The sequence below is a fragment of the Tissierella sp. MB52-C2 genome (assembly GCF_030931715.1).
Taxonomy (GTDB): Bacteria; Bacillota; Clostridia; order Tissierellales; family Tissierellaceae; genus Tissierella.
Window position 1 is genome coordinate 977,010 of the sequence record NZ_CP133261.1, and the last position, 15,224, is coordinate 992,233.

At 32.4% G+C, this 15,224-nt stretch carries 13 protein-coding genes; all 13 read left to right on the top strand.

Annotated features, from left to right (window positions below; all coding sequences use genetic code 11):
* The first annotated feature begins 38 nt into the window (after positions 1–38).
* The 13 genes from pyk (at position 39) to RBU61_RS04860 (ending at position 15,210) form a co-directional block, all read left to right on the top strand.
* Positions 39–1,796 (top strand): pyruvate kinase, encoded by a 1,758-nt coding sequence (gene pyk / locus RBU61_RS04800; RefSeq protein WP_374212484.1) that lies wholly within the window; start codon positions 39–41, stop codon positions 1,794–1,796.
* 20 nt (positions 1,797–1,816) lie between these two features.
* Positions 1,817–2,827 (top strand): aldo/keto reductase, encoded by a 1,011-nt coding sequence (locus tag RBU61_RS04805; RefSeq protein ID WP_308878445.1) that lies wholly within the window; start codon positions 1,817–1,819, stop codon positions 2,825–2,827.
* Between the two features lie 80 nt (positions 2,828–2,907).
* Positions 2,908–4,293 (top strand): sigma 54-interacting transcriptional regulator, encoded by a 1,386-nt coding sequence (locus RBU61_RS04810; protein WP_308878446.1) that lies wholly within the window; start codon positions 2,908–2,910, stop codon positions 4,291–4,293.
* A gap of 309 nt (positions 4,294–4,602) precedes the next feature.
* Positions 4,603–5,316 carry an isochorismatase family protein gene (locus RBU61_RS04815; RefSeq protein ID WP_308878447.1) on the top strand — a complete coding sequence of 238 codons (714 nt, stop codon included), beginning with the start codon at positions 4,603–4,605 and terminating at the stop codon, positions 5,314–5,316.
* Between the two features lie 106 nt (positions 5,317–5,422).
* Positions 5,423–6,823, top strand: a complete 1,401-nt coding sequence (gene hydA, locus RBU61_RS04820) for a dihydropyrimidinase (protein WP_308878448.1) — start codon at positions 5,423–5,425, stop codon at positions 6,821–6,823.
* A 165-nt stretch (positions 6,824–6,988) separates the two neighbouring features.
* Positions 6,989–7,630, top strand: coding sequence for a GntR family transcriptional regulator (locus RBU61_RS04825; RefSeq protein ID WP_308878449.1), 642 nt, complete (start codon positions 6,989–6,991; stop codon positions 7,628–7,630).
* 191 nt (positions 7,631–7,821) lie between these two features.
* On the top strand, positions 7,822–8,295 hold the full coding sequence (gene grdA / locus RBU61_RS04830; protein WP_308878451.1) for a glycine/sarcosine/betaine reductase complex selenoprotein A: 474 nt from the start codon (positions 7,822–7,824) through the stop codon (positions 8,293–8,295).
* Between the two features lie 55 nt (positions 8,296–8,350).
* On the top strand, positions 8,351–8,734 hold the full coding sequence (locus RBU61_RS04835; protein WP_308878452.1) for a GrdX family protein: 384 nt from the start codon (positions 8,351–8,353) through the stop codon (positions 8,732–8,734).
* A gap of 31 nt (positions 8,735–8,765) precedes the next feature.
* Positions 8,766–10,052, top strand: coding sequence for a glycine/sarcosine/betaine reductase component B subunit (locus RBU61_RS04840; protein ID WP_308878453.1), 1,287 nt, complete (start codon positions 8,766–8,768; stop codon positions 10,050–10,052).
* A 24-nt stretch (positions 10,053–10,076) separates the two neighbouring features.
* Entirely contained in the window at positions 10,077–11,375 is a 1,299-nt protein-coding gene (locus RBU61_RS04845) for a glycine/betaine/sarcosine/D-proline family reductase selenoprotein B (protein ID WP_308878454.1), read from the top strand.
* A 95-nt stretch (positions 11,376–11,470) separates the two neighbouring features.
* Positions 11,471–12,553, top strand: a complete 1,083-nt coding sequence (locus RBU61_RS04850) for a hypothetical protein (protein WP_308878455.1) — start codon at positions 11,471–11,473, stop codon at positions 12,551–12,553.
* Positions 12,554–12,805: 252 nt separating this feature from the next.
* Positions 12,806–14,209, top strand: a complete 1,404-nt coding sequence (locus RBU61_RS04855) for an MATE family efflux transporter (RefSeq protein ID WP_308878456.1) — start codon at positions 12,806–12,808, stop codon at positions 14,207–14,209.
* Between the two features lie 143 nt (positions 14,210–14,352).
* Complete coding sequence (locus RBU61_RS04860; protein WP_308878457.1) at positions 14,353–15,210, top strand: AraC family transcriptional regulator; 858 nt, start codon at positions 14,353–14,355, stop codon at positions 15,208–15,210.
* Positions 15,211–15,224: the final 14 nt, after the last annotated feature.

The window sequence follows — 15,224 nt, forward strand, 5'->3', positions numbered from 1 at the left end:
GAATAATATAGAAAATTAAATTAATGGAGGGGAAACAGATGAAAAAGACTAAAATAGTATGTACAATAGGACCAGCATCTGAATCTGAGGAGGTATTAAAAGAATTATTTTTAAATGGGTTAAATGTTTGTAGACTTAATTTTTCCCATGGAAGCCATGAGGAACATAAGAAAAGAATAGATACCATAAAAAAAGTTAGAGAAGAACTTAATATGCCTATAGGAATTATGTTAGATACAAAGGGACCAGAGATAAGACTAGGAGATTTCGAAGAAGGTACTATAGAAATTGAAGAAGGAAATATATTTACCCTAACAACTAGAGATATATTAGGAGATAATACTATAGTATCTGTTTCTTATGATGGTTTACCAAATGATATTGAAGTAGATAGTAGAATTTTAATAGATGACGGACTGGTAGAATTTAAGGTAATAGAAATAATCAATGGAACAGATATAAAATGTATAGCATTAAATAATGGAACTTTAAAAAATCATAAAGGTGTAAATGTACCAAATGTAAAAATTAATTTACCGGCGGTGACTAAAAAGGATATAGACGATATATTATTTGGAATAGAAAATGAAATAGATTTTATAGCTGCATCCTTTGTTAGGAAAGCATCTGATGTTTTAGAAATAAGAAAAATATTAGAAGACAATAATGCAGATTTTATAGAGATAATTTCAAAAATAGAAAACCAAGAAGGTGTAGATAATATAGATGAAATACTTGCTGCATCTGATGGAATAATGGTAGCTAGGGGAGACTTAGGAGTAGAGATACAAACAGAGGAGATACCACTGGTTCAAAAAGATTTAATAAGAAGATCAAATCTATCAGGAAAACCAGTTATTACAGCTACGCAAATGTTAGATTCCATGATGAGAAATCCTAGACCGACTAGAGCAGAAGTAACAGATGTTGCCAATGCCATTCTTGATGGAAGTAGTGCAATTATGTTATCTGGAGAAACTGCTGCAGGAAAATATCCTATTGAATCTGTAAAAACCATGTATAATATTGCAACAAGGACAGAAGAATCTTTAGATTATGGAGAAATACTAAAATCTAAATCTATTATATCAGAAGTATCAACAACTAATGCAATAGGAAAGGCAACTTGTACAACAGCAATGGATTTAGAAGCATCTGCCATAATTACTGCAACTTCTTCAGGATATACTTCAAAGGCTATATCTAAATTTAGACCAAAATCTCCTATAATAGCAGCTACAACTAAAGAATCTGTAATGAGAAGATTATCTTTAGTATGGGGAGTTTATCCAGTATTATCTCCTTATAGCAATTCTACAGATGATGTAATAGAACTATCTATACAATCAGCAGTAGATAAAGGATATGTAAAAGAAGGAGATTTAGTAGTTATTACAGCGGGGATTCCTGTAGGAACATCAGGATCTACTAACCTTATTAAAGTTCATACAATAGGAAAAGTATTGATTAAAGGTATGGGAATTTGTAAAGGTTCAACATTGGGTAGAATTTGTATTGCAAATAATAAAGAAGAATTAGAATCGAAGTTTAGAGATGGTGATATTATAGTTAGTAGAGATACAGATAGAGATATGATACCATTTATTGAAAGAGCATCTGCTATAATAACAGAACAAGGTGGACTTACATCCCATGCAGCCATAGTAGGGCTAAATCTTAATAAAACAACCATAGTAGGTGCAGAAAATGCTACAACTTTATTAGAAGATGGAGAAATAGTAACAGTAGATAGTGCTACAGGACTTGTATATAAAGGAGAAGCAAGAGTATTATAGAAACAATAAGGGGGATAAATATGGAAAAACGAAGACTGGGAAAGACTAGTTTAGATGTATCTGTTATTGGCTTTGGAGGAATCCCTATACAAAGAGTAGACTCCGAATTATCCCATGGACTTCTTCAGGAAGCTTATAATAGGGGAATAAACTTTATAGATACTGCCAGAGGATATAATGAATCAGAAAATTTAATTGGAGAAGCACTGGAGAAAATAGGTAGAGACAAATTTATATTGGCTACAAAATCCATGAAAAGAGACTATGATGGAATGGTAGAAGAATTAAATATTAGTTTAAAAAACTTAAAAACTGACTATATAGATTTGTTTCAATTCCATAATATTAGAACCTTTGAAGAGCTAGATTTCATCATGAGTGACAATGGAGCATTTAAAGCATTGAAGGAAGCTAAAGAAAAGGGAATAATAAGGGAAATAGGGATTACATCCCATAGCCCAGAACTATTAGATAAAGCCGTAGATATGGGAGAATTTGCAACTATACAATGTCCATATAATCCTGTTGAACGCCAAGCAGAAGAATTGTTTAAAAAAGCTAAAGATATGAATATAGGAGTAATAGTTATGAAGCCTCTAGCAGGAGGTGCTATTACTAAAGGAGAACTATCCCTTAGATTTATAGTAGACAATCCAAATATATCTGTAGTTATTCCAGGAATGGATACTTTAGAGCAGGTAAAGTCTAATTCAGAAGTAGGCATTAATATAAGAAAGCTAACAGGGGAAGAAGAGAGTATTTTATCTGAAGAAGCAAATTCTCTAGGAACGGAATTTTGTAGGAGATGTGGCTATTGTCTGCCTTGTCCTCAAAATATAGATATACCTACTCAATTTTTAATGGAAGGATACTATACTAGGTATAATCTAAAGGAATGGGCTCAAAGCAGATATGATGCCATGGAATATAGGGCGATTCACTGTATAGAATGTGGACTATGTGAATCTAAATGTCCATATAATCTTCCCATAAGAAAGATGATGAAAAATGTAGTGGAAAAGCTAGGATAAGTTAGTCTGAATAATTCCGATTTTTGATGCCAGGCACCAAAAATCGGAATTATTATCATATAATAAATGGGGGGATAGGTATGGATATGAATATATTCAGAACAGCCATGGAATTTTCATCAGACGGCATACTTATATCAGATGTTAATGGAAATGTTATATATCTAAACAAGGCATATGAACAAACTACTGGATTAAAGAAAGAGCAGATATTAAATAAGAATTTAAAAACATTGATGGAAGAACAAATTTTTAATAAGGCCATTTCTTTATCTGTATTACAAGATGAAGTGCCTATCTCTATAATACATAAATATATAACAGGAAAATCTGCGTTAACTACTGCAAATCCTATATATGACAAAGAAAAAAAGATAATAGGAGTAATTTGTAATACTAGAAATGTATCAGAATTACTTAATTTGAGAAATGAACTATTTGAAACCAAAGAATTAACTAAGAAATATTCAGAGGAAATAAAAATCCTAAGACAACTTGCTCTTCATCATGAAGAATTCATCTATGAAAGCAAGGTAATGGAGAACACAATAAAACTCGCATCAAAGGCTGCAGCATTTGATAGTACTATTTTAATACATGGAGAATCAGGTACTGGAAAAGAAGTATTAGCTAAGTTTATTCATAATGAAAGTCCAAGAAAGAACCAACCTTTTATAAAGGTAAATTGTGCAGCCATACCAAATGAACTTTTTGAATCAGAGTTATTTGGATATATGGGAGGTTCATTTACAGGAGCATCTAAGGATGGAAAACCTGGTATGTTTGAATTGGCCAATTATGGAACTATATTATTAGATGAAATTGGAGAATTGCCTTTGCCAATACAGTCTAAATTACTTAGAGTAATACAAGAGAAAGAAGTATTTAGAGTTGGAGGCCAGACTCCTATATCTTTAGATGTTAGAGTGTTGGCAGCTACAAATAAGGATTTAAAAAAAGAAGTTGCTGAAGGTAGATTTAGAGAAGATTTATTTTTTAGATTAAATGTTGTTCCAATAAATATACCAGCATTAAAAGAAAGAAGAGAAGATATACCAAAGCTAATCCAATTTTTCTTAGAAAAGCTCAATAGAAAGTATAAAAAAATTATATCTATAACAGATGATGCCATAAATATATTAAAATCATATACTTGGCCTGGAAATGTAAGGGAGCTTGAAAATTTAATTGAGTACTTATTTATTATGAATACATCTGAAGAAATAGATATTGAGCAGCTACCGCCCCAAGTATTGACACAACAGCTATATACTAATTCGTGGGGAGAAGAGGATAGCTATATCCCGAATCTTAATTATATGATTGAACGTTATGAGAAATCTATTATCTTATCTACATTAAAAAATTATCCATCCATAAGACAGGCTTCAAAAGTATTGGGAGTTCACTACTCTACTTTATCGAGAAAAATTAAAAAATATAATATAGATTATGATGTTTTCTAATAAAAAGATAGAAATTTATTTAAAATGTATGCAATATTGCAACACTTACAAAAAGTATCGCAAACTTGAAATCCCTAATTGAAGTGATAAAATGCTCTTTCATAAATATAGTGTTGCAGAGATGCAAATATATTTAATCACATATATAGCTAAACCCAGTATTATCAAGAAAATAAAGTTGGCATATTAATTGCTTTATATATAGTCAAGTAAAACAGGTAATAAACAGAGAGACTAATTTTGTTTTACTTTATACTCTTTAATATGAAAGAGTATTGAAAACTATTATAATGAAAGGGTGGATTATTTATGTCAAAAGAGCAATACAAATCAAGAGTATCATATGAATTTGATGAGGAATTATTAAGACAAGCTTTTGCAGAAGCTAGAAAGATTTATAAAGAAAGAGGATTCCAAACTAGAATGGGCTATGGTAAAGCACCAGCAGTAACTACTGTAGATATGGCTAGAGCTTGGATGGAAGATGGACATCCATTTACATGTGATAAATCAGAAGAGGTAACTGCTAATGCACGTAAAGTATTAGATGCAGCAAGAAAGAGTGGAGTTCCTATATTCCATACAACCACTGGATTTGAGCCAACTAGAGGATTAGACTTAGGTAGATGGGATGAGAAAATTCCTCTACACACATTAGAAAAAGATTCATATTGGATGGAAATAGATCCAAGGTTAAACCCACAACCAGATGAGCCTGTAATATATAAACCATATGCAAGTAACTTCTTTGGTACAAGACTTGCTCAATTACTAACTTACTTAGGAGTAGATACTCTAATAGTAATGGGTGCTACTTCATGTGCATGTGTTAGACATACAGTAATGGATTCAACGGGATATGGATTTAAAACTATAGTTCCTGAAGGAACTGTAGGAGATAGAGTGCCAGGTGTTGTTGAATGGAATCTATTTGACATGGATGCTAAATTCTGCGATGTTGAGCCACTAGAAAATGTAGTTAAATATTTAGAAGGCATAGATAAAAGCGTATACACTAAATAAGATAAATTAAGAAAATAAATAATATCTTACAGAAAAATAAGGGACACTGATATATTATAATAGTGTCCCTTAAATTTAACTATTTTTTCGAAAAAGGGGGATGTATATGGGACTAATTATAAAAAACGGAAATATCATAACATCCGAAAATGAGTATATTGCAGATATACTTGTAGAAGGAGAAAAAATAATTGCTATAGGGAAAGAATTAGATATAGCTGGACATGAAGTTGTAGATGCCACTGGTAAATATGTTTTTCCAGGTGGTGTGGACGAACATGTACACTATAACTCATTTAACTCTTTAGGTTATGAAACTTCACATGCAGCATTGGTTGGAGGAACAACTACAGTTGGTGACTTTGTTGTTCAACCAGTAGGAGTTGGACTTAAAGATTCTATAATAAACTATAAAAGAGATTGTCTTGATGGAGTGGCAACAGTAGATTATGTACTTCATGGAATCATCATGGATCCTTGTGAAGAAAGTATAGAAGATTTAGTAAATATGCCTTCAGTTGGTGTTTCTTCAGTTAAGCTTTTTATGGCTTATAAAGGTATGCCATATTATGTATCAGATGAGTGGATATTTAAAGCACTCTGTACAGGAAAAGAATCAGGAGTAACTATTATGGTTCATGCTGAAAATGCTGATATTATTGATGTATTAACAAAGCAACTTATAGCAGAAGGAAAAACAGAACCTAAATATTTTGGAGATTCAAGACCAGTATTATCTGAGGCAGAAGCCACTTCTAGAGCAATCTATATGGCTAAGATGGCAAAGGCTCCAATTTTTGTTGTTCATGTTACCAATCAAAAAGCAGTGGAAGTCATTAGAGAAGCATATAATGAAGGGGTATCTGCATATGGAGAAACTTGTACTCACTATCTAATGTTAAATGATGAAAACTTAGCTCGACCTAATTTTGAAGGAGCAAAATATGTATGTAACCCCCCTTTAAGACCACAGTCAGATGTAGATTTCATGTGGGAAGCCATTAATAAAGGATGGATAACGAGTGTTGGTTCGGACCATTGTGCTGTTATGGGAGGTTTTGCAGAAGGAAAACATAAGGGAATTAATGATTTTAGTAAGATTCCACCAGGATCCCCGGGAGTACAGGAGCGTTTATACATGATGTGGACTTATGGAGTGGAAACAGGAAGGATTTCTCGTCAGAAATTTGTAGAGGTTTGCTGTACAACTCCAGCGAAAATTTGTGGTATTTATCCACAAAAGGGTGATATAGCAGTTGGATCTGATGCTGATATAGTTGTTTTTGATCAAAACTACAGAGGTGCTATAAGTATTAAGGATAGCCTCTCAGGTTCAGACTATTGCACTTATGAAGGATATGAACAAAAAGGAATAGCAGAAAAAGTGTTTTTAAGAGGAAAATTAGTAGCTGAAAATGGAAAGTTTGTTGGAGAATTTGGTGAAGGAAAACAAGTTATATCAAAGCCATATGCTTACTGTTATAATAAATTTAAAGAGGGCGAATAAGCCCTCTTTTTTGTGTATATAGAAAGTTTTGATTTTTATATAGGTATTATAATGAATTGTTATGGAATGATATAATCTTGATAACATATTTAATTTATATTTGCTTATTTTTTATATAACAAATATAATAATACTTAATAACAATTTTAGGTAAGGGGTATGATTATGACCGATAGTAAACTAGATACAGATAAGATATATGAAATATTAAGATCAAGAATTATACATCTTGAATATGAACCAGGGCTGGTTTTAAATGAAGTGGATTTAGCAGAGGAATTTAATATAAGTAGAACACCAATTAGAAAGGTTTTTCAATTATTACATAGTGATAAACTTCTAAATATTGTGCCAAGATTTGGAGCTCAAGTTACACCTATTGATTTTAAACAGATGAAATATATATTTGAAGTGACTAGAGAGCTAGACCCTTTTGCTTCAAGACTTGCGGTAGAAAGAATAAGCGAAGAAAAAATAAAAAAGCTTGAAGAGATTATGTTAAGGTTTGAAAATTATGATATAAGTAAAGACTATCAAAATGCCATTAACGATGACGAACAATTTCACAGCATTATACTTTCATCCTGTGGTAATCCGTGGTTACAAGATATATTGACATCTTTACATTATCATACAGAAAGATTATGGCATTATTGTGAGCAATATTTTGATAGTATTGATTTATTTAGTCATACTTTAGGAAAGGTATTAGAAGGAATAAAAGAGAAAGATTTAGATAAAGTAGAAAAATATGCTAGGGAGCATATAGATGAATTTGTTTTTAAAATAAAAAAAGAAATGTTATAGAATTTTAAAAAAAGCTTTAATTTTAGATGGTTTGGGTCATCTGAAATTAAAGCTTTTTTAATTTTTTTGGAAAAACTTTATAATTTTATTAAAATACACTTGAAATACATTTGAAAAACATATAGAATGTAATCAAGAAACAAATGAAAAACAATTAACGAACAACAACGAAAAAGAAAGGAAGTGGATATATGTCAATATTTAATGAAAACTCAAAAGTTATCATTATCGGTGACAGAGACGGTATACCAGGACCAGCTATGGAAGAATGTATAAAAACCACTCCTGCAGAAGTAGTATTTTCAGCAACAGAATGTTTTGTCTGAACGGCTGCAGGTGCAATGGATTTGGAAAATCAAAAAAGGGTTAAAGATTTAACTGAAAAATACGGTGCAGAAAACATGATCGTATTAATCGGTGGAGCAGAAGCTGAATCAGCAGGACTAGCAGCTGAAACAGTTACAGCTGGAGATCCAACTTTTGCAGGTCCATTAGCAGGAGTTCCGTTGGGACTTAAAGTTTATCATGCAGTAGAACCAGAATTCAAAGAGTCAGTAGATGCTGATGTATATGATGAGCAAATCGGTATGATGGAAATGGTTTTAGATATTGATGAAATAGTTTCAGAAGTAAAAGGTATGAGAGATGAACATACAAAGTTTTAATAATTAATTTTGTTTAATACAGTTCCCAGAAGAACAATATAGAGGAGGGAAATCTATGAAAAATAATATAGGTTATCAAATAGTAACTAATAACCCAACTATAAGAGATGAATATAAAGAAGTAATTTTTGTTGAAGGCAGCTTTGAAGATGTATTATTTAAGGTTAGAGATTTAGTTCATACAGGTTTTGAACTTATTAACCATCCTCTAGGAGCAAGTATAAGAATGTTTTTCTCCCCATATCGTTCTATTATTGTAAGGGAGAATCTAGAAAAGGCAAATGATGTATATGCCGAAACAATTGAAAACAGCATAGCGAACTATAAAAAGCATATGAATGTCAGAAAACCAGATGTGGTAAATAGTGGAGATTATGCTTTGATTGATGCTGAATTGTTGAAATCTGCATTAGATGAATATGAAAGAGTTTATAATTAAAAAATTAAAAATAAAACGGAGGTGACTTTCCTTGAAACTTGAACTTAGAAGAATCCATATTAAAGATATTCAATTAGGAAATGAAACAACTGTAAAAAATGGAGTTCTAACAGTAAATAAAGAGGAATTAATTAGTAAGCTTAAAGAAGATGAAAGAATTAAAGATGTTAAGCTTGATGTAGCTAGACCTGGAGAAAAGGTAAGAATTATTCCAGTAAAAGATGTCATTGAGCCAAGGGTAAAAATTGAGGGAGAAGGAAATGGCTTTCCAGGAGTATCTACAAAGATGGCTCAATTGGGAGATGGAAAAGTAAATGTACTTTATGGTGCAGCAGTTGTAACAGTAGGAGATATTGTAGGATTTCAAGAAGGAGTAGTTGATATGTGGGGCGAAGGTGCAAAATGGACTCCATTTTCAAAGACTTTCAACTTAGTAGTAGATATTATTCCAGTGGAAGGATTAGCACCACATGTTCATGAAACAACTGTTAGATTAGCAGGACTTAAAGCAGCTGAATTTGTAGGAGAAGCAGGTAGAAGTGTGGAGCCAGATGAAGTAGTAGTATATGAAATGGGCAGCCATGCAGAGGAAAGCAAAAAATACCCAGACCTACCAAAGGTAGCTTATGTAGAAATGCTTATTTCTCAAGGATTATTACATGATGGATATATATATGGTGTTAATAGTCAATTAATACTACCTACACTACTACATCCAAATGAAGAACTAGATGGAGCGGTGATTAGTGGTAACTGTGTTGCAGCTTGTGACAAGATAACAACTTATCAACACCAAAACAACTCAGCAATTCTTGATTTATATGCTGAGCATGGAAAAACTATTAACTTCTTAGGGGTAATACTGACTCCAGAATTAACTACCCTTGAAGGTAAATTTAGAACTTGTGATTATACAGCTAAATTATGTAAGAGCTTAGGAGCAGATGGAGTTATTATATCTGAAGAAGGATATGGTAATCCAGACTCTGATTTATTAATGATTTGTAAGAGATTAGAAGACTCAGGAATAAAAACTGTATTAATAACTGATGAATGTTCTGGTTGGGATGGAATGAGTCAACCATTAGCAGATACAGCAAAAGAAGCAATAGCAGTAGTATCTACAGGAAATGTTAGCCACGTAGTTACATTACCACCAGCAGATAGAGTTATTGGAAATGACAAAGCAATAGCCACTTTAGCAGGAGGCTGGGAAGGCTGCTTAGAAGAAGATGGAAGTTTAAAATGTGAGTTAAATGCAGTAATTGGAGCAACATCAGAAATCGGATACCATAACTGTACAGTTAAATTATATTAATTAGCTTGGAAAGGAGGAGAAGGTATGAAATTCAAGGTATTATATTATGTTAATCAATTCTTTGGTCAAATAGGTGGAGAAGAAGAAGCGGGAATGGCACCAGTTTTTAAGAATGAAAACATTGGACCAGCATTAGGATTTAATGGTCTTCTTGGAGAAGAAGGAGAAGTAATAGGAACATTAATATGTGGTGATAACTACTTTAACGAAAATAAAGAAGAAGCTTTAGAATATATAATGAAAGTAATAAAGGAAAACAATCCAGATATTGTTGTTGCAGGACCAGCTTTTAATGCAGGAAGATATGGTATGGCTTGCTCAGGAGTTGCTAATGCAGTAATAGATGAATTAAATATTCCTGTAGTTACAGGTATGTATATAGAAAACCCAGGCTTAGATTCTTGTAGAGCTAAAGCAATAGTAGTAGAAACTACAGATTCAGCAGCTGGAATGAGAAATGCATTGCCAGTAATGGCTAATATTGTAAAGAAATTAATGAAAAATGAAGAATTAGGTCTTCCGGCAGAAGATGGATATATTTCTCAAGGAAAGAGACTTACTGTTTTCTCAGAAAAAAGAGGTTCTAGAAGAGCGGTAGATATGTTATTAGCTCGTTTAACTGACCAACCTTTTGAAACAGAGTTACCAATGCCAGTATTTGACAAGGTAGATCCAGCTTCAGCTATTAAGGATTTAAGCAAAGCGACTATTGCGTTAGTAACTAGTGGTGGAATGGTTCCACATGGTAATCCAGATAGAATTCAGTCTGCTAGTGCTCAAAAATGGGGCAAATATGATGTAAGTGGCAGAGATGCTTTAACAGGGGAATATTGTACAATTCATGGTGGATTTGACCCTGTATATGCAAATGAAATTCCAGATAGAATAGCTCCACTTGATATGCTTAAAGAATTCCAAAAAGAAGGAGTTATCGGTAATGTATTTGAATATTTCTATACTACTACTGGTACAGGAACATCTGTTGGAAATTCAATAAAGTTTGGTACTGAAATTGGAAAGGAATTAAAAGAAGCAGGAGTAGACGGTGTTATCTTAACATCTACTTGAGGCACTTGTACACGTTGCGGTGCAACGATGGTAAAAGAAATAGAAAGATATGGTATTCCTATAGTTCATATGTCTACTATAACTACAATTTCAGAATCAGTAGGAGCTAATAGAATTGTTCCAACTATTGCAATTCCTTATCCAGTTGGAAATCCAAATCTTCCACAGAACGAAGAGTATACACTAAGAAAGAAAATGGTTGAAAGAGCCCTAAAAGCATTAAATACAGAAATAAAAGAAGTAACTCAGTTCTAGCAGGTCTCCATTACTAAAAATAAAAGGGGCAATTCATAGCCCCTTTTTACTAGAATCGTTAATAAACTACTATTAATTGATAGGAGATGATAATTGTGGAAAAGCAACAAATGAGCTGGGGTAGAGTTATGACTTATGCTGGTGCATTCATAGCATTTTTAATAGGCTCTGGGTTCGCAACAGGACAAGAAGTTTTGCAATATTTTAGTTCATATGGTTATCTAGGTATATTAGGAGTAATAGTAGTGTTTTTATTGTTTCTTTATGTAGGTATTGATTTTGTAACTGTTGGTCAGAGGCATAAGTTTCCAAAGGGAAGCGATGTTTACAAATACTATTGTGGAAATATAGTAGGAAGTTTCTATGATTACTTTTCCATTGCTTTTATCTATATGTCATTCATAGTTATGATAGGAGGAGCAGGTGCCACTGTAAATCAGCAATATGGACTTCCACCAGAATTTGGTGGAATAATGATGGGAATCTTAGCAGCAGGTACTGTAATATTTGGATTAGGAAAAATAGTAGATGTAATAGGAAAAATAGGTCCAGCAATAATTTTCCTGACCATTATATTAGGTGTAACTGCTATACTTAAGAATCCAGAGGGATTAGCTAAGGCAAGTGAGGTAATACCTAAACTTAATTTATTGAAAGCTTCCTCTAACTGGTTTTATGCAGCTGCTTCATATGTAGGATTTTGTATGTTATGGTTAGCTGGATTTATGACATCTATGGGTGCATCTAGTGAAACTAAAAAAGAACCAGTTATTGGAGTAGCCTTAGGTGCTTTAGGATTTAGCGTAGCTTTAGCAATTATTACATTAGGTATGATTGCAAATATTGAACAATTAGCAGGATCAATGGTACCATCACTAATATTAGCTGGAAATATACATCCAGCATTGGCTATAGTATTTTCATTTATAGTAGTAGCTGGTATATATACAACAGCAGTACCACTTTTATGGCAAGTTGTTGCTAGATTTTCAGAAGAAAAGACAAATAAATTTAAGATTTTAACAGTGGTACTGGCTATAGTTGGTGTATTTATTGGACTAAGAGTTCCATTTGATAGATTAGTAAACATAATTTATGTAATAAATGGTTATGTAGGTATTATACTATTAGGATTTATGATAGTGAAAACCATAAGGGTTAAAGTAACTAATAATTAAAATTAAATAAGGAGATAACTCATTTGAGTTCTCAATAGATTTGTAAGAAAACTTTTCCCCAAAAAGTTTTCTCCTCGTAAAGTATTTTAGCAAAATATCTATAATCTAGATATTAAAAAATTATGACACATGGTGAAATAAGTTAGACAAAATTAGTCTAACTTATTTTATTTTTCTACTTTTATTTTTGGTACAAAATGTTATAATATACATATGTTTAGCGACTCGAAATATCTAAGAAAGCGGTGGAATATGAATAATCAAAATAAAACTGAGATGATTCTAAAAGGAAGTATCTACAATGTACTTATTACGCTCTCAATCCCAATCATAATCAACAGCCTTATACAGACTCTATATAATTTAGTAGATGGTATATGGGTTAGTAAAATTTCTTCAGTTCATTTTGCAGCCACGGCTTTTGTGTGGCCTGTAAACTTTTTATTTGTATCATTGGGTATTGGATTATCCATAGCTGGTACATCTATTTTATCTCAATTAGTTGGGGGAGATAAAATAGAGGAAACAAAAAAATATTCGACCCAATTAATAGCTGTTACCTTAATATCTTCACTTGCTTTCACCGCTTTAGGATATATAATAAGTCCAACTATAATTAGACTAATGGGTGGAACTGGAGACTTGGGGCTATATGGAAATATTTATTTAAGAGTTACTTTTTTAGATTTACCATTCATGTTCCTATTCTTTAATATTAACTCTATTATGAATGCTCAAGGAAACACATTAGCTCCAACTATACTTAGCGGTATCTCGGCAATAATAAATGTAGTTTTAGACCCAATATTTATATTTACATTTGGTTGGGGAATTGCAGGAGCGGCTTGGGCTACTTTAGTATCTAGGGCAGTTTTGGCAATTGTTGGAGTTATGATGTTATTTAGTGAAAATAATAAAATAAGACCAGATTTTAAAGAATTTAAATTTGATAAATCAATAATCAAAGAAATAATTACTGTGGCTTTACCATCTACAATAGGACAGTCAGGAGCATCTTTAGGATTTATTGTACTTAATGGATTTATAGGTTCTTATGGAACGGCTACCATAGCAGCGTATGCCATGGTAAATAGAATAACATCTTTAGTAATGCAGCCGGCAATGGGAATAGGTTCAGCTTTAACTGCAATAGTAGGGCAAAATATGGGTGCTAATCAAATAGATAGAGTAAGGGAAGCTTTTCACAAAGCATTAAAACTAACAATCATTATAGGGACTGTAGGGTGTGCGCTTTTAATAGTGTTTGATGAGCCTATTATAAACTTTTTTATGCAATCAAAAGATGATCTTTCAGTTATAGAACTAAGTTTAACCTATTTATTCTATATATCTTTATCAATGCCTCTAATGGGTATATTTAGTGTATTACAAGGGATATTCCAAGGTTCTGGTAATACAAAATACTCTATGGCCATGGAAGTAGGAAGGCTTTGGTTTGTTAGACTGCCTATGATATTAATATTTAAACATTTCACAAATTGGGGACCTGTTGGAATATGGTTTTCCATGAGCTTTAGTAATCTTATAGTTTGTTTATATGGTTATTGGATATATAGAGGGAACAGGTGGCAAAAAAAGGTGATTAAGTTGGATGCTGAGTGCCAAAATGAAGGTTCCCTTGGAGTAATTGAATAAAATAATTATAAAAACGAAGAATTAATTCTTCGTTTTTGCAATTATAATATCAGTAATTTTATATTAACTCTCTTATTTGTGCATGAATGGAGAGGAAAAGATAGTTGGATTATATTATATTTAATTGTAAAGGAGAGAAGAGGATGGAATGGATAGAACGATTAAATAGTGCCATAAGTTATATTGAAGAACATTTGGAGGATGAGATTGATTATGAACATATTGCAAAAATTGCTTGCTGTTCCACATTTCATTTCCAAAGAATGTTTTCTTATATAGCAAATGTACCCCTTGCGGAATATATTCGTCGTAGACGTATGACAATGGCAGCTGTTGATTTGCAAAATAGTAAGGAGAAAATCATCAATATTGCTTTGAAATATGGATATAATTCTCCTACTGCATTTAACCGAGCTTTTCAAAATATACATGGAATTACACCATCACAGGCTAGATCAAAAGGCGTTTTAATCAAGGCATTCCCTCCAATTAGCTTCAGAATAACAATTAAAGGAGATGTGGAGATGAATTATAGAATTGAACAGAAAGATAGCTTTAGAATCATTGGAGTGGCAGAATCTTTACATAAGGAGATTGAGAAAAACTTTGAGATTGTTCCACAAATGTGGCAAAGGGTGGCAGAGGATGGCACTGTGGGAAAACTTGTTTCTATGATGAATTCTGAGCCCATGGGTGTACTTGGAGTAAGTGCCTGTAATGAAGAAGAAAATTGGAAGTATTATATTGCTGTTGCAAGCGATAAATCTATTGATAAAGAGTTTGAAGAATTCATTATTCCAGCATCAACGTGGGCAATTTTTTATGGAGAAGGTACTATGCCACATTCTATACAAGAACTTGAAAAGAGAATTGTAACTGAATGGCTTCCTACATCAGGCTATGAATATGCCAATGCACCTGATATTGAAGTATATCTATCAGCAGATCCCCAAGATGCAAAGTTTGAAGTATGGATACCTGTTATAAAAAAACATAATTAATATACAATTGCGGT

Bases quoted from the DNA above. Each gene is read 5' to 3' on its own strand.
- pyk (WP_374212484.1), top strand. From the start codon at position 39: ATGAAAAAGACTAAAATAGTATGTACAATAGGACCAGCATCTGAATCT.
- RBU61_RS04805 (WP_308878445.1), top strand. From the start codon at position 1,817: ATGGAAAAACGAAGACTGGGAAAGACTAGTTTAGATGTATCTGTTATT.
- RBU61_RS04810 (WP_308878446.1), top strand. From the start codon at position 2,908: ATGGATATGAATATATTCAGAACAGCCATGGAATTTTCATCAGACGGC.
- RBU61_RS04815 (WP_308878447.1), top strand. From the start codon at position 4,603: ATGTCAAAAGAGCAATACAAATCAAGAGTATCATATGAATTTGATGAG.
- hydA (WP_308878448.1), top strand. From the start codon at position 5,423: ATGGGACTAATTATAAAAAACGGAAATATCATAACATCCGAAAATGAG.
- RBU61_RS04825 (WP_308878449.1), top strand. From the start codon at position 6,989: ATGACCGATAGTAAACTAGATACAGATAAGATATATGAAATATTAAGA.
- RBU61_RS04835 (WP_308878452.1), top strand. From the start codon at position 8,351: ATGAAAAATAATATAGGTTATCAAATAGTAACTAATAACCCAACTATA.
- RBU61_RS04855 (WP_308878456.1), top strand. From the start codon at position 12,806: ATGAATAATCAAAATAAAACTGAGATGATTCTAAAAGGAAGTATCTAC.
- RBU61_RS04860 (WP_308878457.1), top strand. From the start codon at position 14,353: ATGGAATGGATAGAACGATTAAATAGTGCCATAAGTTATATTGAAGAA.